The sequence below is a fragment of the Spirosoma sp. 48-14 genome, from assembly GCF_001898575.1.
Classification (GTDB): domain Bacteria; phylum Bacteroidota; class Bacteroidia; order Cytophagales; family Spirosomataceae; genus Spirosoma.
The window spans coordinates 248,572-270,454 of sequence record NZ_MKUD01000045.1; the positions used below are offsets into that span (position 1 = coordinate 248,572).

Sequence of the window (21,883 nt, forward strand, 5' to 3'; positions counted from 1 at the left end):
ATTTCGTACCGTATTAATCACCCGATGATCGCTGTGGCGCTGGTATCTTATTGGGCTATTTGAAGAGCTTAGGCGCTAATTCCGTTAGATACAGCCGCCAGTTCACCCATGTATGACCACCTTCACTTTCCCGATAGGTATAGGGTAAGCCGATCTGATCGTACAAGGCCCGTAGCTTTGTGACGCTAGCATACAGGAAGTCATCTTTCCCACAGCCAATCCAGTAGAGTTTGGGTTTAGCCTGTTTCAGCGCGTTGAGTTGTTTGATGTGCTCCTCCTTATTGTAGTTCCGGGCATTTGGCCCATCGAAAAGACCCATGCTCATCACACCGATGTAGCTGAACGTACCGGGGTTGGCATTGGTAATCTGCTGTGTATGATACCCGCCCATCGACAGACCAGCAATCGCGCGGTGTGCCGGGTCTGCGATCACCCGATAGTTTGCTTCAACGAATGGAATCACATCCTTCATCAGACTGGCTTCAAACTTTCCACTGGTCATCGCCTGAACACCCGACGGACTATTGGTAGCCGCGTTGGCAAAAGCGGGTCGCTCGCCCGGAGCAGCCGCCACACTGGGCACGCCATTCGTTATCACCACAATCATCGGTTCTGCCTTGCCAGCCGCGATCAGGTTATCCAGAATATAATTGGTCCTCCCCCGGCTAACCCATCCCTCTTCGTCACCACCGGCCCCATGAAACAGATACAGCACCGGATATTTTTTTCCACTTTTCTCATAGCCGGGTGGGGTGTAAATCTCCATCCGTCGATCCATCCCTATTGTCGGCGAGGGGTACCAGACGGCCGACAAAACCCCATGCGGCACCGGCTGTACATCATAGAGTTGCGTTAGCGGTCCTGGCAACATCAACCGACTTTCGATATACGAGCCGTCGCGGGTAGCAATGGTATTGACAGGGTCGAGAATAGGAATCCCATCGACAATAAAGCGGTACTCATACATATCGGCCGGCAGTGGCCCCACCTTCGTTTCGAACAGACTCGAATCTTTAGGCGTCATCTCGATGGTATTTCGTAAATCCTTCAGCCAGGTTCCAAACAAGCGGACCGATTTGGCATTGGGTGCTTTAATGCGGAAAATCACCGAGTTATCGGGGAGTATTTCGGGCGACACTACGGGAGTTGGGCGTTGCTGCGCCCACGAACCAGCAATCAGCCCAACGTACATCAGGCCGATCAGCGCAATAAGGGTTAGAGTAGGTTTCATTGTATAGCGGTTAAGAGGGTAGACATCAGGCAAGTACGATCAATGCTTGTATACGTCCCAGCCCATGTAGTTGTGCATGGCTTCCTCCAGAATTCCGGCAGTTTTGGACGCATTCATGACGACATGGTGTTCGAACCCATTCCGACAGACGTACTGCATCAGCCCTTGCAGGTTATCGATCTGCGCCACCGCCCGGTTGCCGAACGTGTTCAACGGGTCGTTGGTCAGAACACCTTCGCCAATATAGGCTTTCATTACCCCTTTCGGGTCATCGGTGCTGATGCGTCCGAAGGTCAACGGGTTAGCGGGTGTACGACCGGCCAGCGCACCATAGGTGTTTTCTTCGCCTACGGTTGTACCGAGAATGGGGGCCGTACTGATTTCAATGTCGGGCAGAAACGACTTGGCCCAGTTGCCGCAGTGGAACAGTACACACTTATTTTCGTCGTCAGCATAGTTGTTGTTCCAGTCGACCAGGGCGCTGGGTGAACCCGAAGCCAGTTGCATGGCGTACATGCTGAGTGTACCCGTTACATCGACCTCACAGGCACTAGGAAGCATGTTCTCGCTCATGATGCTCATGCTGGTACAGACGTTACAACCGTAGTTTTGTTGAAGCGAGGTCCAGCACTGAATGGCCGTAGCGTCCAGGGCGTGTTCCTGCATGAAATCGTTCAGTACGACGTCCAGTTTGGCAATCTGTACCAGTTTATCGTCGGGTGTGCGGCCTGTGGGCGTATAGGCTTTGATGGCGTCGAGCCGATCTTTTACTGACTGATCGGCAGCCGTCAGTTTATTAGCGTTGCCCAGAATCTGAGACAGGTCTATGGTCACCACCGAAATCCCGTTGCGCTGGAGGATTTTTTCGCTGTACCGAACCGTATTGAAGGCCCCCGGTCGTGCGCCCACAGCGCCAATCCGAACATTCCGAAGCCCTTTTACGACCCGGCATACCGCCATAAAGTTTTTCAGGTCGGCTTCAAAACTAGGGTCGGATGGGTGGACAACGTGCTTGGTAGTCAGCGAGTAGTTGATCCCGAATTGGTAAAGGTTGTTACAAACTGAAATTTTGCCGCACCATGCATCCCGCCGACGGGCTACATCCATCCGGTTGAGGTCGTCAGGATAAGCCTGTATCAATACCGGCACATCCAGCCGGGCAAGTTTCAGGGTTTCGGCTACCCCCTTTTCATCGCCAAAGTTAGGCAGCACCACCAGCACGCCCATGATCTCATCGGCATGTTTTCGGAACAGTTCAGCACAGCGCTGGGCTTCCTGAAACGTCTCAACCCCACCCAGCTTGGTTGCTGATTCGTCCAGCATAATGGGATTGACGCCTACTTTCTGAAACACATCCAGCAGATCGGAGCGACACTCGCCAACGAGTTTGTCGGGAAAGAAGTCGCGGTTTCCAATGATAACACCTAAAGAGATGGGAGTACCTGTTTTTACGCTCATGGTAGATTCAAAAATTCATTGGCCGATGTAGTTAAGAATCTAAAAATCTGAACCCGACGAAGCCAAACAAAATTAAAAGCAAAAAATAAAAAACAAAAGAAATAATTCGAAAATATAGAGAAATTAACTACTAGATCTTTTCCACGAATTGTCAGAACCAATAGGTAATGAAAGCTTTATCGTAAATCGAGAGATATTACGTAAGCTTTATACAGCCCCTATTCACTAGTACTAAAGCAATTATTCTCTATAACCTACCTTTATCTTAAGCAAAAAAGAGTGAAACAACTTTCGTTTACTTTCTAAAAGACACCTACTTTTTCTTTCTATTTCGATTCTATCGCGCTCTGTATGAAAAGGGATTTCGATTATCGGTCTGCTTTTTGTTCCTGCGTTTACCCAATCCAGACCCAACGGCAAACAAGCTGAATGTCAGCCAACCAACCCAATTCAATCCAGCAAACAGCCAATTGGCGTTTATAATCATACAGTTGATACAGGTCGTTCTGAACGAAGGCCGATTCGGGAAGCAATTTTGTCCTGTCAATCGACACAAAACCCCTTACTGGCTTCTTCCTCATGAACCGATTTCGCCTACTTCCTCTGCTACTCACCGGCCTGCTGGCCTGTAGTGAACCCAATACCAATGTTACACCAACCGATCCATCTCCAGATAACCCATCAGGTTCTGCGGGCGGGCTACAGACTGAAGTAGGTGCTCCCACTGGTGCAGCCATTTCGCAAACTATTGGCCCGGATGGCGGTACCCTAACCACCTCCGATGGTAGCCTAAAACTGACTATTCCGGCCGGTGCCCTCGCTTCCTCGATCACCATTACCGCACAGCCCGTTGAAAACAAAGCTCCCGGTGGCACGGGCACAGCCTACGCACTGAGCGTAGTGGCCGCACAGGGTCGGCTGAATGCCGAGGCCCCGTTACTGACCGAAGCCCAACTAACCTTAACCTACACCGCTGACGATATCGACGGATCGGCCCCCGAAGCCCTGGGTATAGCCTATCAGGATAAGAACGGAATATGGCAGGGACAGCGCAAAGTAAAACTCGATCAAACGCATAAGACTGTAACCGTGCCCATCGATCGCCTGGCGCCGTATGCCTTCTACGAGCAGTTTGAGCTTCACACCAACAAACGCGTGCTGGCACCAGGAGAGCAGGCGCAGCTAACCGTCTATTATCAGGAAGGCGCTGAAGACAATCCTGACGTAGCGTTGGTGCCACTTACTCCCTTAAAAATCGTGTCGGCCAGTCGGCTGGTGCGCTGGACAATCAATGGCGTAACGGATGGAACCGCCCAGGGCGACAACTATGGGAACGTGGGCCAGATTACTGAAGACCGGACCCAGGCCAAAGCAAGTTACGACGCCCCCATCCGCGAGCCAGATACTAATCCAGTAATGATCGGAGCCGAACTGGATGTACACCCCTTCGGACGGGTCACCGTACTACGATCCATCCGGGTAGAATCGGCGGCACGCTTAACTGTGGGCGGTGCCACAGACAACAACCCGAATGTTGCGCTCACCATCATGGGCAACAAGCTCATGGGTACCCTTGTATCGGCCTCCCCCACGGCACGCCCATTTGTCTCCTTCATCATCGACGATTTTCGTGGAAAAGGCACCTACAGCTTCCCTAAAGACGGACCGAATCAAACCACAGCATCTGGCGCATCGGGCGAGGGCTACGCGCATGGCTACTATAAACCATATAGCACAGAATGGGTGTCGGGCAATATCCTGTTAACCATTACCGAATACAGTGGTGCCGGAAAACCCATACGCGGTACCTTAGCGGGCACTTACTACAAAGAACTAACCCCGATCGCTGTATCGGCCCGATTCCAGGGTGTTCCCTCACTCATTCCTTAGGCGGTAGAAGCCAATCGCTGATAAACGACCGGGGACAGGAGCATTTTACAGCCAGTTAAAAGCTGTAAAGTAGCTCCTCAGCCACCAAATTACCGATGTATGAATCATTTACTCCCGATACGAATAGACTTTATGATGCCTGCTTTGTAGTTGGGTATTGAGTCTATTGGCGTCAAAATGTTCTTACATTTACGTATAGTGGTTGGCCTACCAGACGACTTGATAAATCAGGAATAACCAATAAGAGCATGGAATTAATCAAGCTGCAACAACACGATGACCAATGGGCGGCAATTTTCAAGGTAGAGCAACAGAAACTTTTCAATGTATTGGCGCATCACGTCGCTGAAATCCATCACGTAGGTAGTACAGCCGTACCAGACTTACTGGCAAAACCGATTATTGACATCGCTATTGAAGCCAACACATTTCCTCCCTCACAGGCCATCATTGACCAGCTTGCTACAATCGACTATGAATACAAAGGCGAAGCAGGTATTGAAGGGCGTCATTGGTTCATAAAAGGGCATCCAAGAACATTCAATCTTCACTATTGCGCAATACGGTCGGAGGTGGTGACGAATCAACTAAAACTGCGAGATAAACTAATCGAGAACGAATCGTTTCGAAGAGACTATGAACGCATAAAGCTCGAAAACCTGACAAATAAAGACATCGACAGTTCGGACTATGCGTTAGCAAAATCAGATTTCATTCAAAAGGTAATTACTTCTAACATGGCTATACTGGATACTGGTGAACTAATCCGAACGGTGACGACCAACTACGCGAATTTCCTGGTAGCCGAGGTGAATGACCACGTCGTTAGATTAAGCGTGATGACCGAGCCTTATTTCTGGCATTACCATCCCAACTCCGACGAGACCTTTATGACAGTGGAGGGCGTTTTAATCATTGAACTGGAAACCGAAACGATTGAGTTGTTACCCGGCCAGCTCGTTACGATTCCTAAAAACGTTGCCCACCGAACCCTACCCAAGGGCGAACGGTCGGTCAACATCACATTCGAACATAGCCAGATTGAAACGGTACGGATTGACCACTAAGCAGTTAGGCTGACGCTTTTACCAACAGGGAATTACGAGCCATTTTTTCGGTTACAACAACCTGCGTTTCGGCTACGCCTTCCGAACGACGATGACTGAACTTTGTGACACCAAAAAGCAAAGAACAGTACCATGAACGTATTCGTAACAGGCGCAACCGGATTCATTGGATCGGCCGTCGTAAAAGAATTAATGGCCGCCGGGCATCAGGTAACGGGACTTGCCCGTTCGGAAGCAGCCGCTCAGAAACTCCTATCGCTCGGCGTGACACCCCACCCCGGCGACCTAACCGATCTGGATAGCCTGAAAGCCGGAGCCACAGCGGCAGATGGCATCATTCATTTAGGCTTTATCCACGATTTTACGCGATTTGCGGAAGTATGTGCGATCGATAAGACAGCTATCGAGACGATGGGGCAGGCACTACTGGGCACCGAAAAGCCGTTTGTGGTCACCTCCGGCACAGCCGTAATCAATGGCAACCAATTGCTGACCGAAGAGATGCGTTTGCAGGGACCTACGCACAATCCGCGTACGGCTACTGAACTAGCCGTAGATGCCGTGGCTGCTCAGGGGATTCGCGTATCGGTGGTGAGGCTGTCTCCCTCGGTGCATGGCGACGGCGATGTGTACGGATTCATCCCTATTTTGATTAACCTGGCCCGCGAAAACGGTAAAGTAGCTGTAATCAACGGAGGGACCAACGTGTGGCCAGGTGTACACAGACTGGATGCCGCCCGGCTCTATCGCTTGGCGCTGGAAAAAACAGCCCCCAGCGGCACCCGATACCATGCCGTGGCCGATCAGGGGGTATCAACGCGCCAGATCGCGGAGGCCATTTCGGCAAAACTCAACTTGCCTGTGGTATCATTAACGATTGAAGAAGCGCCAGCCTATTTCAACTGGTTCCAGCATTTCGCGTCGTTCAACAATCCATCGTCCAGTGCCATCACGCAGGCCATGCTGGATTGGCACCCCACCCATCCGAGCCTGATGGACGACTTGCAGGGCGATGTGTATTTTTAATGAACAATGGATAATGAATAATGTGTAATGGAGCGCAGGCAAGCTTCCAATTATTAACGCATTATACATTTCCATTACACATTATCCATTGTTCATTGTTCATTGTTCATTATGCATTATCCATTCACTTGCTATCTTTAAGCTATGAATAGCCTAGGGCCTCACCGGATCAAGACCGTTACCGAGTTTCACCAGTTGCGGGAGCTATCGAAACCGAAGCATCCACTTATCAGTGTGGTTCATTTTGACGTGTTCAAAAAACGGCAGGGAAAAGGTGTTGAACACCTGCTATTCGACTTTTACGCCATTTCGCTGAAGCGGGGCATGAACCATACCTACAAATATGGCCAGCAAACGTATCAGTATGATTTCAACGATGGCGTGATGTTCTTCATGGCACCGAATCAGGTGTTCAGCGTTCAGTTCGACGAAGATACCCGAGGACCGTCTGGCTGGATGCTCCTGATCCATCCCGATTTCCTATGGAATACGTCGCTGGCATCGACCATAAAGAAGTACGCCTTTTTCGATTACACGGTCAACGAAGCGTTGTTTTTGTCGGAAGCGGAAGAGCAGAAAATGAACCAGATCATCCGCATCATTGACGACGAATACCAGGACCGGATCGACGCGTTTAGTCAGTCCATCATTGTGTCGCAACTGGAAACGCTGCTGCACTACTCCGACCGCTTCTACCAGCGGCAGTTTATTACCCGCCAAAAGGTAAACCACGAAATTCTGGAACGGCTGGAAATCATCCTGAACGAGTACATCAACAGCGAAAAGCTCATGCTGCACGGGCTTCCTTCGGTGCAGTATATTGCGGAGAATCTGCACGTTTCACCCGGCTACCTGCGTAGTCTGCTGAAACAACTGACCGGCCAGTCGACGCAGCAAATGATCCACGAAAAACTCATTGAGAAAGCGAAGGAAAAACTCTCTACCACCCAACTATCGATATCAGAAATCGCCTACGAGTTGGGTTTCGAGCAGCCGCAGTCCTTCAGCCGCCTATTCAAAAGCAAGACCCACCAAAGCCCATTGGAATTTCGGGAGCGGTTTAACTAAGGTTTCCCAGGCGCGCTACTCCCTTACCGTGCGAAGACCAATAGACATTTAATTGGCATTGGCACTGAATACGATCTCTGCCACAGGATCTCAAATTCACCATTTCACTTTTGACTACAGCAAAAGTCGCTTTGGCTACGTCGTTGTCTGGGTGCGTGCAGACCTTTGTCTCATCAACCAATAGGGCAGAAAATGGACTTAAAAAACAGTACCGTACTCATTACGGGTGGTACCAGTGGTATCGGTCTGGAACTGGTGAAACAACTGACCGACCAGGGCGCAACCCTCATCATCACGGGCCGCAATCCTGACGCTTTACTCCGAACAAAAGCTCAGTTCCCCAACATACAAACGTTTCAGAGCGATGTCAGTAACCCACAAGACATTGAGCAATTGTATAACGAGGTAACCAAACAATTTCCGGCCCTCAACATCATCGTCAACAATGCGGGAGCCATGCGACTGATTGACCTGCAAGACCGTTCGATGGATCTGGAAAATATTACCCGCGAAATCGATACCAACCTGTCGGGAACGATCCAGATGGTACATCAATTTCTCCCTCATTTGCTGAAACAAACATCAGCGGCCATCGTCAACGTTTCGTCGGGCATTGCCTTTATGTCCTATTCGTCGGCTCCCGTTTATAGTGCGACCAAAGCTGGCGTTCGGGCCTACACCCAAGCGCTACGATTGCAGTTGGAGGATACGAATGTAAAGGTGTTTGAAATGATACCGCCGGGTGTAAACACCAACCTACAAAATGACTGGGCCGTACAGCCTAATCCAGCTATGATGATGGATGTAGATAAGATGGTACATGTGGTGGTGAACGCGTTAAAAAACGATACCTTAGAGATCAAACCGTTTCTAATTAACGTAATCAAGGCAATGAGCCGGATTGCGCCCGGCCTGATGATCAAATTCGGCCACCGGGAATTTGCAAAGCTTAAAACACAAACCAACTGATAGTCATGGTAAAAAATATCATTTCCTTAGTCTTACTGGCCGTGTCGGTCGTGCTGGCATTCAAACACGGCTGGGACACGTTCAATTACCGCAACCACCCCGAATCACTGAAAATGATGAATGAGCTGGGCATCAACGAATCGGTGATTCCGTTCTTCGGGGCCTTAACGATTCTGATAGGGGTGCTACTACTCATTCCGCAAACCTTTTTCCTGGGTAATGTACTGAATGCCATGTCGATCGTGCTTATTATGGCATTAGCGGTGAGAGCCGGTCATTTCAGCATGGCCTTGATGGAAATTCCGTTTTTGATTATGCCGCTGGTCATGATCTGGCTGCGCTATCCATTCGTCAAAAACGCCTGATACGATATGACACCCCTGAAAATAAAAACCATAACCGAAGCTCACCGTATTTTGGGGTTACCCGCTCCCGAACACCCCCTCATCAGCCTGTTGAACTACGCCGATTTGAAGATGCCTGACTATACCAGCGAGCTGAGTGCACTGTTCGACTTCTATTATATATCGCTGAAAAAAGGGTTTACGAATAAACTCTTTTACGGGCAACAGACCTACGACTTCGATGAAGGTATGCTCTATTTTGTAGCTCCCAACCAGATTCTGCGCGGTGCCGGTCCCGAACCGGACGATGACCTTTCGGGTTGGGTTTTGCTCATCCATCCCGATTTTTTGTGGGGCACGTCCCTGGCGAAGACCATCAGGAAGTATGATTTTTTTAGCTATACCGTACACGAAGCGTTGTTTCTGTCCGAAAAAGAGAAATCGATCGTAAATGGCATTGTCGCAAACATTCAGACGGAGTATCGCAACAACATCGACACCTTCAGTCAGAACATTATCATTTCGCACCTTGAAACCTTACTCAACTACGCTGAACGCTTTTATCAACGGCAATTCCTGACCCGAAAAAAGTCGAACCACCAGGTACTCGACCGATTGGAGCAACTAATGACGGATTATTTCCATAACGAAGCGTTACTGTCCAAAGGGTTACCTACCGTGCAGTACATCTCCGACAATCTGAACATTTCGCAAAGCTATCTGAGAGGGTTACTGAAAACCTTAACCGGACTAAGTACGCAGCAATACATTCACGAGAAACTGATCGAAAAAGCCAAAGAAAAGCTCTCCACGACCAGCCTATCCGTCAGTGAAATCGCTTATGAACTAGGCTTCGAGCACCCACAATCGTTCAGTAAGCTGTTTAAAGACAAAACCAGCCAAACTCCGCTGGCATTCCGGGAACAGTTTAACTGATGGTCGTCTGCAATTGATATCGCGGGCGAGCCTTTTGATGATTCGCAAATCGACACAGAAGCTAACCCGCAAATCGACTACAACGAACCGCATTTAGACTACATCCGCCCACAGGCCCCCTGCTGACCTTTGTACCGTAGTTCATTTAACGAGAAGCAATCATGGTACAACAAGAGAAAAATGCAGTCGGTGGCGGCAATAAAGCAGAAAAAGTATGGTTCATCACCGGATCTTCCAGAGGGTTTGGGCGGGTATGGACCGAATCGGCTCTGCAACGGGGGGATAAGGTAGCGGCCACCGCCCGAAATGTTGAAAGCCTGGCCGACCTGAACGAGAAATACGGTGATCGTGTGTTGACATTAGCTTTAGACGTGACCAACGCTGACCAGGTTAAATCGGCCGTTGACACAGCACATGCCCATTTTGGCAGGCTGGATATTGTTTTCAATAATGCCGGTTATTCGCTGATCGGAACCATTGAAGAGGCCTCCGCCGATAACATACGGGCGCTGTACGAGACGAATGTGCTAGGACCCGTTTCGGTTATTCAGGCCGCCTTGCCTCTGTTACGCCAACAGAGTAAAGGGCATATTCTGGGTACGTCCAGTTCGTTAGGGCATCTCACCTACCCGGTCATTGGCTACTACTGTTCTTCGAAATGGGCGTTCGAAGCCATTCACGAAAGTCTGGCAGCGGAGGTCAAGCAATTTGGCATCGACGTGACCATTATTGAACCCGGAGCCTATGCCACGGAGTTTGGTAGTCAGGACTCGTTGAAGTTTGCGGAAGGTATGCCCGTTTACGATGACTTTAAAGCGGCCTTCTTCGGCAACCTTCGGGGGTTGGAGCGCGGTAATCCTGAAGCCACACCCGAAGCGATCTTCAGCGTAGTCGATACCCCAAATCCGCCGTTGCGGCTGTTCCTGGGAAGTCATACGTTACCGGAAGTTCGCAACGCGTATGCCCAACGCATGGCAACCTGGGAAGCCTGGGCAAGTATTTCGAATGCGGCACAAGGGTAATTATGTTCTAATTTTTTTGTCATCCCTCCTGCCGCACCGGCGGACCGGTCGGGATGACAGAATACTACTCGTTATTCCGTTGTGTTTATGAAAAAAACAGAAACCGCCCCCATACGATTTGAATCACTGTCCGAAGCCTCAAAAGCGACCGGGCTTCCGGCTCCACTACATCCCCTGATCACCCTTTTTAACGGTGTCGATAAGCCAATGGAAGGGCCTGTACCCCTGCCCAGACACGTGCTGAGCTTTTACAAAATCTCGTTTCGGCCTTATTTGGGAGGTATCCTGCGGTATGGCCAGACCCATTTTGATTACAACGAGGGCGGATTATTCTTTGCGGCTCCCAACCAGCTTATCGGCAGTAGCGACGATGAAACCAGCAATGATGCGAAAAGGTGTACCAATCAGCAGATTTCGTTGCTGATCCATCCCGATTTTTTACTCAACTATCCGCTTGCCGAAAAAATCAGGCAGTATACTTTTTTCTCGTACTCTGTTCAGGAAGCCCTCCACCTGTCGGACAAGGAAAAAGAGGTTATTCTGGCCCTTTTCCGAAATCTGGAAGAAGAATTAAACAACCGGCTCGACGAGTTCAGTCAGGATGTGATCATCTCCCAGATCGAGCTGTTGCTAAGTTATGCCCATCGCTTTTATAAACGGCAATTCATCACCCGAAAGCCTGTCCACCATACGGTATTAGAAAATCTGGAGGTGTTGCTGAACAATTATTTTGATGGGCTCAACTCACTGGAAAAGGGTATTCCAACAGTTCAATACTTCGCCGACCAGCTGAACCTCTCTCCTGGCTATTTAAGTGATTTGCTACGTTCGCTAACCGGCCTGAACACCCAGCAACTGATCCACGAAAAACTCATCGAAAAAGCGAAGGAAAAGCTCTCCACGACCAACCTGTCCGTCAGCGAAATCGCTTACGAACTTGGTTTCGAACACCCTCAATCGTTCAGCAAACTATTCAAGGAAAAGACCCGGCAAACACCGCTGTCGTTTCGGGAACAGTTTAATTGATGAGTTGCTTGCGAAGGAGTTGGGCAATCAAGCAGAAAGTGATCAGAAACCAATACCTGTTTTAACTTGCAATTGAATTAGCATGGTTGAGTACAGTCACGCTAAGCCCCCCCCTTCAGAGGTAAAATACCTTATTTAAGAATCTGTCACTTTGCCCATGAACGTATTCAACGACCTGACCGCTTACAATAAATACCTGAACCTCGCCGAACCGCTTCATCCGCTGATGGACAGTCGAGTTTGCAAACAGGCTATTCCGAACTTCCCGCCATCCAGCAACGAGATACAGGTCAATCTTTATAAGATTTCGCTAAAGAAAAATTTCACTGGCGATATCAAATACGGTAAGGCCAGCTACAAAACCGATAACGGATTAATGCTTTTGAGCGAACCGGGCCAGGTCGTATCCTGGGATGCGCTTACCTTCTGGGACGGCTACGCCTTTGTGTTCCATCCCGACCTCATCAAAAAACATTCAGTAGCTACCAAGATCACCCAGTACAAGTATTTCAGCTACGAAATTAATGATGCGCTGTTTATGACAGCTGAGGAAGAACAGACGATTACCTGGCTGTTCACTAAAATCCATTACGAACTGGTCGATAACAAAAACAAGACAAATGAAGATATTATTCTGTCGCTATTAAACGTCATTCTCACCTATGCTGATCTCTATTATAAGCGGCAGTTCAGCGAAACGGAAAGCCATCAGACGTCAGTTTCTTCGAAAGTTAAAATGCTCTTACAGCGTCACTACAATGACCTATCAAAACCTGTAGCAAACCTGCCAAGTGTTTCGTCCATTGCCAGAGAGCTCCATCTGTCACCCAATTACCTTACAGATCTGGTTCGGACCGAAACCGGGAAAAGTACCATCCAGCTAATCCACGACTATATACTTGAACAGGCCGAAATTTTACTACTACAAACAAATCTGAATGTGAGCGACATAGCGTACCAACTCGGGTTTGAGAACGTACCGTACTTTTCGAAGTTATTCAAAAAAAACAAAGGTTTTTCTCCTACTGAAATCAGGAATCAGGGAAATGGATAAGCCTTTCCGGGCTTTGTGTTACTGGTCAAAAAAGTTGTCAATCAATTTTGTGCCCACAACATGCACGAATTATGATTTTCACAACGAACAAAGTAAGCGACGCCTACTGGAAGGTCATCATTAATAATCCACCTATCAATTTATTTGATGCCGAGTTTTCCCGACAATTGGCTGTATTGATGGACGAACTGGAAGCCAGTGAAGACCTGAAGGTTGTTGTTTTTGAAACAGCTAATCCTGACTTTTTTGTCGCCCACATTGAGCTACTACATGCCGCTGATTTTCCGAAAGGAATTGGTAAAACTGGCCTCCCGGTAGCTTGGCCCGACCTTGCCAAACGATTAGAACAGGCCCCATTTGTTAGCATAGCCTCTATTCGGGGGAGGGCCAGAGCCATAGGCAGTGAGTTTGTTCAGGCTTTTGATATTCGATTCGCCAGTAAAGAAAAAACGATTTTATCTCAGCCAGAGATTGGTATTGGCTCATTTCCCGGCGGAGGTGGGCTAGAACGGCTACATCTATTAACGGGCAAAGCCCGAGCCCTGGAAATTATTCTGAGTGGCGATGATTATGATGCAGAAACTGCAGCGTTGTATGGGTGGATAAATCGGGCAATACCAGACAATGAGTTGGATAGCTTCGTAGACAACTTTGCCAAACGAATTGCCTCTTTCGACAGGCAGGCCATTGTTTCGGTCAAGTCCATCATGAACCAACGAGCACCTCTACCCCAAAATGAACATATACTGGATACTCAGCAACGTTTCTTTGCCGCCCTCGGCTGGCAAGAAAGCCAGGAACGGGTAAAATCGCTGTTTGGCAAGGGCTTACAACAATATAGCGATGTGGAACTGAACCTGGGCCGTTATCTCTAAATCGACAATGAAAGCAATACGCTTAAAAGCACCCGGAGACACCACTCAACTGGAACAGATAGAACTCGAGAAACCAAAGATCAGCACTGGGGACGTGCTCATACGGATCAAAGCGATTAGCATCAATCCTATTGATGTGAAAACACGAGCAGGCCATGGTTTATACGGGATGATCAAAGACCAGAATCCGCTCATTATCGGTTGGGATATTTCCGGCGAAGTGGTCGAAACACAGTCAGAATTGTTTACTGTAGGCGATCAGGTGTTCGGCATGATCAACTTCCCTGGTCATGGGAAAGCCTATGCAGAGTATGTGTCAGCACCGGCCTCGCAGCTCGCTCTAAAACCCACGACGATTTCCCATGAAGAAGCCGCAGCAACTACATTGACGGCACTTACAGCCTGGCAGGCTTTGGTAAAAAAAGCGCAGGTGAAAGTTGGTCAAAAGGTACTTATCCATGCGGCATCAGGAGGAGTTGGCCATCTGGCGGTTCAGCTAGCCAAGCACCTGGGCGCTTATGTTACGGGTACGTCGTCGGGAGCCAACAAAGATTTTGTGCTAAGCCTTGGAGCCGATACACACATTGACTACCAGAATTACGACTGGGACAATACTCTGGACGAATTCGATTTCGTACTCGATACGATAGGCGGAGATAACCTCAATCGGTCTATAGATGCGACAAAAAAAGGCGGTACTATTATCAGTATATCTACCAGTATAAGCGATGTAGCCGCAGAAAAGGCGAAGCAAAAAGGGGTTAATGCTTCCTTTATGCTGGTCCAGTCAAATGGCGATGATATGCATCAGGTAGCTTCACTACTGAAGAGCGGGGCAATCCATAGTACCCTTTTCAGGACATTTCCTTTCGTAGAAATGGCGGCAGCGAATCGGCTGGTTGAAAGTGGCCGAACGGTCGGCAAGATAGTGGTAACAGTTTGAAAATAAGCCCCATACGATTTAACTAATACTCATTCGACTAAGGTATCGAATGAGTATTATATTTTCAAGGCAGCCAGACTCACATCGACAATATCTTCGAACATGCGTTTGTCCGTATCAAACTTAACGGTAACGCGTAACCCGTTCAGGGCGTTAAAAACAAACCTCGCTAACGACTGAGCCGAATGTCTGGTGGAGAATAAACCCCGCTCCTGCCCTAGGGTTATAGCCTGCGTAATGGTCTTTTCTGTATCGACCATAATGCCCTGTACAATCGATGCAATTTCTGGATCGGTGGGAGCCATCTCTACGGCCGAATTGACCATAAAACATCCTTTTGAACAGGCATCGTTCAGGGCATCTTCTTTAACCGTGGTAAACACATCCCGGATATATTGCTCCATATCGTTGGCCGACGCCAGCCCGTTGAGTACGGGATCGATCCGCTCTTCCCGGTATAATTTCAGGGCTTTTACAAACAGCGAATGTTTGTCGCCAAACGTATCGTACAAGCTCGAACGGCTGATGTTCAGCCCGTCTACTAAATCCTGCGCCGACGTGGCGTTATAGCCCTTTTCCCAAAACAAATTCATGGCTTTGTTCAGGATAAGCGCTTCGTCAAACAATTTTGTTCTTGCCATAAAAAACCTTTGTGAAGAAAATCCTCTTCACAAAGGTATAACACCGGAACGATCGTTCCAGTTTATGGTAAAAAAATTTACACTCTAAACGGCTCATTAACAGAAGCGGCTCCATCAATCACGTATTCACTACCCGAAATAAAGGAGGCATCGTCGGAAGCCAGGAAAACCGCCAGTTTTGCCACTTCGGCTGGATGGCCGTAGCGTTTAAACGGCATTTTGTTTTTGGTAAACGCAATCATATCTGCCGTAAAAGTCCCGTTTCCTTTATGGAAGATTTCGGTTTCGGTCATAGCTGGGGCAATGGTATTGACCCGGATTTTTCGGGGAGCCAACTCGATGGCGGCCGTTCGGCTGTACGCGGTGAGCGCGGCTTTACTGGCTGCGTATACCGTCGTTCCCATACCAACGACAAATGCGCTAACGGAGGTGATATTGATAACGGAAGCGCCTTCGGCCAGGATGGGGATAAACTTCTCGACGGTGAAAATAGCCCCTTTCAGGTTAATGTTGGCAATATAGTCGAAGCCTTTTTCGGTAATCTGGCCTACTGGCTCCATAAAATTAACCCCGGCGTTAACGACCAGTACATCGACCCGACCATACCGTGCCTTTACCGTTTCGACCAGTGCTTCCGTGTCGCTGATGCTGGACGCGTCCGAAAGAATACCGATGGCCTTGTCACCTAGTTTTTTTACCGCTTCATCAATGGCCTGCTGGTTACGTCCGGTGATAATGACGTTGGCTCCTTCTGCAATAAATTGTTGGGCGGTGGCAAAACCGATCCCCGAATTTCCGCCGGTAATCACGGCGATCTTATTACTTAGTCTACTCATTTTTTCATCAATTTAGGTCCAATACTGGAACAATCGTTCCGCAAACATAGTCATAACGGAACGATTGTTCCAAATAAATTTAAAAAAATCAGGCGCCCAATCGATAAGCTCTTGCACATGAGTAGTGAATTTTCAATTTATCCAATTATCTTTGTTTCTAAGATATTCAGATACTAAGATATATGATGCTTAATGATGCTGTTAAAACCACAAGAAAACTTAGCCAGCTATACGCCTTCACCTCTATTCAGATGCACGAAGCCGTGGCCCGTAAGGCTGGAATTTCGGGTACTGACCATAAATACCTGGGCTTCCTGATCGAAAAAGGGCAGATGACAGCGGGGGAACTGGCGACGTTGACGGGTCTGACAACGGGAGCTGTTACGGGCTTGATCGATCGATTTGAAAAGAAAGGGCTGGTAAGCCGCAAGTTTGCCGCCGACGATCGACGGAAGGTTTTCATTATACCCAACACGGAAACGATCATGGCGTTGCTGGAACCCCTTTACCGAGACTTCCGCAGCCAGTCGCAACAGCTTCTGGCTTCCTTTTCGGACGAGGAGCGTGCCATCATTGACACCTATTTTACAAAAGCGATTGCCCTGATGAATGAAATGATTGACTTGTTGAATGATTGACTTGTCGATTGACAGAGTGAAACATATACAGTATTCCATACAACCATTCAACAATTCAACCATTCAATCATTCGACCCTTACATGAACCATTACACCATTGATTTTCAACATATAGACAGAACAAAGCTCAACGTTGTCGGGGGCAAAGGGGCTAACCTGGGAGAGTTGTCTCGGATGCCGGGCATAAACGTACCCGCAGGCTTTTGCATAACGACGGAAGCCTATAACGAGCTTGTGGCACAGAACGAAACTGCCCATTCACTGCTCAGCCAACTGGCGCTTCTATCCATCGACAAGCGGAATGAGATCAGTGCACTCAGCGCCCAACTCCGCGCGGCTATTGAAGCCATTCCCATTCCCCAGGCTCTGGCCGGAGCGATTACGGAACACCTCAAAACGTATGGTGAACAGGAGGCTTATGCGGTACGGTCCAGCGCCACCGCCGAGGATTTGCCTACCGCTTCCTTTGCCGGTCAGCAGGATACGTATCTTAATATCATTGGTGCGGAAGCCATTCTACGGCATATGAGTAAATGCTGGGCATCGCTGTTCACCGAGCGGGCCGTAACCTACCGCATTCAGCATGGCTTCGACCACCGCAACATCCGGCTGGCGGTGGTGGTTCAGAAGATGGTTTTTCCGCAGACAGCGGGCATTCTGTTTACGGCCGATCCGGTTTCGGGTAATCGTAAGATCGTATCCATCGACGCCAGTTTCGGACTTGGTGAAGCCTTGGTCGCGGGTCTGGTCAATGCTGATACGTATAAAGTGCGTAATGGCGAAGTGATCGAGAAAAAAATCCCGGCTAAGAAACTGGCTATTTATGCTGCCGAAAAGGGGGGCACAATCGAAAAAGCCGTTGAAGCAGAGCAACAATACCAGTCAGCGCTAACGGACGAGCAGGTTTTGCAGTTAGAACGCATCGGCCGTACAGTTGAAGCCCATTTCGGCCAGTCGCAGGACATCGAATGGTGTCTAGTAGACCAGTCGGTTTACGTTGTCCAGAGTCGGCCCATCACGACTTTGTTTCCCCTCCCGGAAGTGGCTGATAAAGCCCCCCATGTGTATGTATCGGTTGGACACCAGCAAATGATGACCGATGCCATGAAGCCGTTAGGCATAGCTATGTGGCAACTGACGGCGGGCCGACCGATGCCCACGGCGGGTGGACGGATTTTCGTGGATGTGGCCGATGATCTGGCATCGCCTGTCAAACGACACATGCTGGTTAATGTATTAGGCAAATCGGACCCGCTTATCAGAGACGCGTTTATGACCCTGCTGGAGCGTGGCGATTTCATCAAATCGGTGCCAGAGCAGCCGGAAGCGGTTCCAGCCCAAAGTCCTCCAGGCCCACCGCCCGTCGATTACCAAACCCTGGCCGACTACGATCCGGCTATTGTTTCGGAATTGATCGGTCGCAGTGAAACAGCCATAGCGGAACTAAAACAGGCGATTCAATCAAAATCGGGCACAGACCTGATCGATTTTATTCAGGAAACAACCCAACAGTCGAAACGAGGTGCGGCTGATTCGCAAAGTTTCGGGGTTATCATGACAGGCATGAACGCGGCCTCCTGGCTCAACGAACATATGGAGATGTGGTTGGGTGAAAAAGCCGTAGCCGACACACTGACGCAATCGGTGCCGAACAATATCACATCCGAAATGGGACTGGCCTTGCTGGATGTGGCCGATGCCATTCGCCCTTATCCTGACGTAATTGCCTATTTACAACGGGGTAACCTTGCGCAGGAACAAGACGCTCATTTCCTGGATGAGCTGGCTACGGTGGCCGGTGGACCAGAAGCCCGTAACGCCATCAACATTTTTCTGACCAGATACGGCATGCGATGTGCCGGAGAAATCGACATTACGAGACCCCGATGGAGCGAAAAACCGGCTACGCTTATCCCGCTGATTCTAAGCAACATCAAAAACTTTGAACCGGGCGAAAGTAGTCGGCGGTTTGAGCGGGGGTTGCGGGAAGCGATGGCCAAAAAACAGGAGATTCTGGCCCGGCTGAAGCAATTACCGGATGGCGACGAGAAAGTGAACGAAACGAGCCGCATGATCGACCTGGTTCGTAACCTGGCCGGGTATCGGGAGTATCCTAAATACGGCATCGTCAGTCGCTATTTCGTTTTTAAACAGGCGCTGTTAAAAGAAGCCGGGCGACTCGTGCAGGCGGGCGTTCTTCACGAAAAAGAAGACCTGTTTTACCTCAGATTGGACGAACTCCGCGAAGTCATCCGCACCCATACGCTGGGCTATGACCTGATCAATCAGCGAAAAGACGACTACAAACGCTTTGAAAAACTAACACCTCCACGGGTGATGACATCCGACGGTGAAATCATTACGGGTCAGTACAAACGCGACAATCTCCCGGCCGATGCTATTGTCGGATTACCCGTTTCGGCGGGCGTGATTGAGGGACGGGCGCGGGTCATTCTGAAGATGGAAGATGCCGAGCTGGAAGAAGGCGATATTCTCGTCACGCCCTTTACCGACCCGAGCTGGACACCCCTGTTTGTCGCCATCAAAGGGCTGGTTACTGAAGTCGGTGGCCTGATGACCCACGGAGCCGTTATAGCCCGTGAGTATGGCTTACCCGCCGTTGTGGGCATCGATCAGGCAACGAAGTTGATCAAAGATGAGCAACGAATCCGGCTAAACGGCACCGAGGGGTATATTGAAATCCTGTAAGCCGGAGAGGGTATAAGTCTTTTTGAAAGCTGAACCTGTTTTAATTTTTTTGCGATAGACGTTTTTGTCATTGCGACGCAGGAGCAATCTTCGGACACTCATAAAAGCTACTATTCCGAAGATTGCTCCTGCGTCGCAATGACAAAAAACACACTTGCTGTAGCCCAGTTTCAGAAAGTTAATCCAGGTTCGCTGTTAAAACCTTCCATAATCAAATCATAATGAATGTTTTTATCTTCCCGGCGGACCGGTCGGGATGAAAAAAAGACATTGATAAAACGTTTCTCCCATTTAGCCTGCTTTTGCAGCTTCTTATCCAAAAACGCGTCCTTGTATCGTGTCATTGGCTGGTAACGGCTGATAATACGATACAACGAATCGTCAATCATGCGAATAATCCGTAAACGCCTTCTTTACCTCTCGCTTCTGTTTTTATCGTCCTTCATCAGCATTGCCCAACAAACAGTCAGCACAAAAGCCAATGACGCAACCAGCCCATACGACATTCAGGATAACGTATTGATTACTACCCAGGATGGAGCCAGCATATCGGCAATGGTTGTCCGAAAGAAAGGCGTAACCGAGCCCCTGCCCGTCGTCCTACAGTTTACGATTTATGTACGGGATAAAGGACGAGACATGAAGTCGTTGAAAGAGTCGGCCGACCGGGGGTATGTGGGCGTCATTGCCTATACCCGCGGAAAACGGTTTAGTCCCAACGCCATCTATCCGTATGAACATGAAGCAACCGACACCTACGACGTAATCGACTGGATTAGCCGACAGCCCTGGTGCAACGGCAGCGTCGGTATGTTTGGCGGCAGCTATAACGGTTTCTCGCAATGGGCAGCCTGCAAAAAACTACACCCTGCCCTTAAAACCATCGTACCGTATGTAGCCAACCGGCCGGGCATGGGGTTGCCGATGGAGAACAACGTATTCGTCAATCCTAATTACGAATGGTCGTTCTATGTAGGCAACAACAAATACCTCGACACCCTGGTCGGCAATGACCGGAAGCGGTTCCGAAAAATGATGTTCGACTGGTGGCAAAGTGGTGTGGCTTACAACAGGATGGATAGCCTCGACGGAACGCCCAACAAGTGGTTTCAGCGCTGGATCAGCCACCCCAACTTCGACCGCTACTGGCAGAAAATGGCACCCTACGAACGTGATTTTGCCAGCATAAACATCCCCATTCTGGCTTTCGACGGCTACTATAACGACTCCCAGAATTCGAGTCTGTATTACCTGCGGGAGCTTCAGAAGTATGCCCCCCAAACACCCTGTTACCTGGTCATTGGTCCTTACGGCCATTTTGGAACACAGATTGGTGGCGAGCGCGTAATCAATGGCTATTCGGTCGATTCGGTTGCGTTGTTCGACATCAAAAAAATAACCTATCAGTGGTTCGACCACATCCTGAAACAGGGACCAAAGCCTGAAATGCTGGCCGATAAAATCAATTACGAAGTGATGGGTGCCAATAGCTGGCGTAGTGCGCCTTCGCTCGACAAGATGCACAATGCCTACTTAACCTTTTACCTGACCGACCAGAAAACAGGCGATTTTTATGCCTTACGCCCTACGAAGCCCGCTAAAACAGGCTATTTGTCGCAGCAGGTTGATTTCGCAGACCGGCAAACCAGCACTAACAACTACTACCCCGACCCCATTTCGCGGAAAGAGATCGACACCAGCAATGGGTTTGTTTTCATCAGCGAACCGTTGTCGGAGTCGATGCTCATCAATGGCTCCTTTCTGGCCCAACTGAATATCAGCATCAACAAAAAGGATGTAGACCTTGGCGTTACACTTTACGAACTGACTCCGGCTGGCGATTACTTTCACCTGTCGTATTACATCGGTCGGGCGAGTTATGCAAACGACATCACCAAACGAACCTTGCTGACACCTAATGCCCAAACGACCATTGACGTATCAAACACGCACCTGGTCAGTAAACAACTGAGCAAAGGCAGTCGGCTGGTGGTGGCGATCAACGTCAACAAAAATCCCTTTTCGCAACTGAACTATGGGACCGGCAACGACGTAAGCACGGAGTCCATACACGATGCCAAAGAGCCGCTACGAATAAACTGGTACACGAACAGCTACATCCGCATACCAGTCTGGCGATGATGTTCGT

General features: G+C 49.1%; 20 protein-coding genes. 15 read left to right on the top strand and 5 right to left on the bottom strand.

Going from position 1 to position 21,883, the window contains the following annotated elements; all coding sequences use genetic code 11:
* Positions 1–55 precede the first annotated feature (55 nt).
* Both BGO59_RS23260 and BGO59_RS23265 read right to left on the bottom strand, forming a co-directional pair.
* Positions 56–1,231, bottom strand: a complete 1,176-nt coding sequence (locus BGO59_RS23260) for an esterase (protein ID WP_293687225.1) — start codon at positions 1,229–1,231, stop codon at positions 56–58.
* A 39-nt stretch (positions 1,232–1,270) separates the two neighbouring features.
* Complete coding sequence (locus BGO59_RS23265) at positions 1,271–2,689, bottom strand: L-fucose/L-arabinose isomerase family protein (protein ID WP_293687227.1); 1,419 nt, start codon at positions 2,687–2,689, stop codon at positions 1,271–1,273.
* Between the two features lie 579 nt (positions 2,690–3,268).
* On the opposite strand from BGO59_RS23265, the gene BGO59_RS23270 reads away from it, so the two are divergent.
* From BGO59_RS23270 to BGO59_RS23325, 12 genes are all read left to right on the top strand, one after another.
* On the top strand, positions 3,269–4,579 hold the full coding sequence (locus tag BGO59_RS23270) for a hypothetical protein (RefSeq protein ID WP_293687229.1): 1,311 nt from the start codon (positions 3,269–3,271) through the stop codon (positions 4,577–4,579).
* A gap of 248 nt (positions 4,580–4,827) precedes the next feature.
* Positions 4,828–5,646, top strand: coding sequence for a GrpB family protein (locus BGO59_RS23275; protein ID WP_293687231.1), 819 nt, complete (start codon positions 4,828–4,830; stop codon positions 5,644–5,646).
* Positions 5,647–5,778: 132 nt separating this feature from the next.
* A complete protein-coding gene (locus BGO59_RS23280) occupies positions 5,779–6,672 on the top strand; it encodes an SDR family oxidoreductase (RefSeq protein WP_293687233.1) in 894 nt (297 codons plus the stop codon).
* Between the two features lie 144 nt (positions 6,673–6,816).
* Positions 6,817–7,740 carry an AraC family transcriptional regulator gene (locus BGO59_RS23285; protein ID WP_293687235.1) on the top strand — a complete coding sequence of 308 codons (924 nt, stop codon included), beginning with the start codon at positions 6,817–6,819 and terminating at the stop codon, positions 7,738–7,740.
* 192 nt (positions 7,741–7,932) lie between these two features.
* On the top strand, positions 7,933–8,709 hold the full coding sequence (locus BGO59_RS23290) for an SDR family oxidoreductase (protein ID WP_293687237.1): 777 nt from the start codon (positions 7,933–7,935) through the stop codon (positions 8,707–8,709).
* A 5-nt stretch (positions 8,710–8,714) separates the two neighbouring features.
* Entirely contained in the window at positions 8,715–9,074 is a 360-nt protein-coding gene (locus BGO59_RS23295) for a hypothetical protein (RefSeq protein ID WP_293687239.1), read from the top strand.
* A gap of 6 nt (positions 9,075–9,080) precedes the next feature.
* A complete protein-coding gene (locus BGO59_RS23300; protein ID WP_293687240.1) occupies positions 9,081–9,989 on the top strand; it encodes an AraC family transcriptional regulator in 909 nt (302 codons plus the stop codon).
* A gap of 161 nt (positions 9,990–10,150) precedes the next feature.
* Positions 10,151–11,011 carry an SDR family NAD(P)-dependent oxidoreductase gene (locus tag BGO59_RS23305; protein WP_293687242.1) on the top strand — a complete coding sequence of 287 codons (861 nt, stop codon included), beginning with the start codon at positions 10,151–10,153 and terminating at the stop codon, positions 11,009–11,011.
* Between the two features lie 87 nt (positions 11,012–11,098).
* Positions 11,099–12,037: an AraC family transcriptional regulator gene (locus BGO59_RS23310; protein WP_293687244.1), complete on the top strand. Its 939-nt coding sequence runs from the start codon at positions 11,099–11,101 to the stop codon at positions 12,035–12,037.
* A 157-nt stretch (positions 12,038–12,194) separates the two neighbouring features.
* On the top strand, positions 12,195–13,091 hold the full coding sequence (locus BGO59_RS23315; RefSeq protein WP_293687246.1) for an AraC family transcriptional regulator: 897 nt from the start codon (positions 12,195–12,197) through the stop codon (positions 13,089–13,091).
* A 71-nt stretch (positions 13,092–13,162) separates the two neighbouring features.
* Positions 13,163–13,966 carry an enoyl-CoA hydratase/isomerase family protein gene (locus BGO59_RS23320; RefSeq protein WP_293687248.1) on the top strand — a complete coding sequence of 268 codons (804 nt, stop codon included), beginning with the start codon at positions 13,163–13,165 and terminating at the stop codon, positions 13,964–13,966.
* A gap of 7 nt (positions 13,967–13,973) precedes the next feature.
* Positions 13,974–14,909, top strand: a complete 936-nt coding sequence (locus BGO59_RS23325) for an NADP-dependent oxidoreductase (RefSeq protein ID WP_293687250.1) — start codon at positions 13,974–13,976, stop codon at positions 14,907–14,909.
* Positions 14,910–14,965: 56 nt separating this feature from the next.
* Here BGO59_RS23325 and BGO59_RS23330 read toward each other — a convergent pair whose 3' ends face one another.
* Together BGO59_RS23330 and BGO59_RS23335 are read right to left on the bottom strand one after the other, a co-directional pair.
* The gene (locus BGO59_RS23330) at positions 14,966–15,550 is read right to left on the bottom strand and encodes a TetR/AcrR family transcriptional regulator (protein ID WP_293687252.1); all 585 of its coding nucleotides are present in this window, start codon (positions 15,548–15,550) and stop codon (positions 14,966–14,968) included.
* A 77-nt stretch (positions 15,551–15,627) separates the two neighbouring features.
* On the bottom strand, positions 15,628–16,386 hold the full coding sequence (locus BGO59_RS23335) for a glucose 1-dehydrogenase (protein ID WP_293687254.1): 759 nt from the start codon (positions 16,384–16,386) through the stop codon (positions 15,628–15,630).
* Between the two features lie 185 nt (positions 16,387–16,571).
* Here BGO59_RS23335 and BGO59_RS23340 point away from each other — a divergent pair, with 185 nt between their 5' ends.
* Both BGO59_RS23340 and ppsA read left to right on the top strand, forming a co-directional pair.
* Positions 16,572–17,024 carry a MarR family transcriptional regulator gene (locus BGO59_RS23340; RefSeq protein ID WP_293687547.1) on the top strand — a complete coding sequence of 151 codons (453 nt, stop codon included), beginning with the start codon at positions 16,572–16,574 and terminating at the stop codon, positions 17,022–17,024.
* 82 nt (positions 17,025–17,106) lie between these two features.
* Positions 17,107–19,734, top strand: a complete 2,628-nt coding sequence (gene ppsA, locus BGO59_RS23345; RefSeq protein WP_293687256.1) for a phosphoenolpyruvate synthase — start codon at positions 17,107–17,109, stop codon at positions 19,732–19,734.
* Between the two features lie 170 nt (positions 19,735–19,904).
* On the opposite strand, the gene BGO59_RS23350 is transcribed toward ppsA, so the two are convergent.
* Positions 19,905–20,123 carry a hypothetical protein gene (locus tag BGO59_RS23350; RefSeq protein WP_293687258.1) on the bottom strand — a complete coding sequence of 73 codons (219 nt, stop codon included), beginning with the start codon at positions 20,121–20,123 and terminating at the stop codon, positions 19,905–19,907.
* Between BGO59_RS23350 and BGO59_RS23355 the strand changes: the two genes are divergently transcribed.
* Positions 20,122–21,876: a CocE/NonD family hydrolase gene (locus tag BGO59_RS23355; RefSeq protein ID WP_293687260.1), complete on the top strand. Its 1,755-nt coding sequence runs from the start codon at positions 20,122–20,124 to the stop codon at positions 21,874–21,876. The two genes, BGO59_RS23350 and BGO59_RS23355, sit on opposite strands and share 2 nt — an antisense overlap.
* Positions 21,877–21,883: the final 7 nt, after the last annotated feature.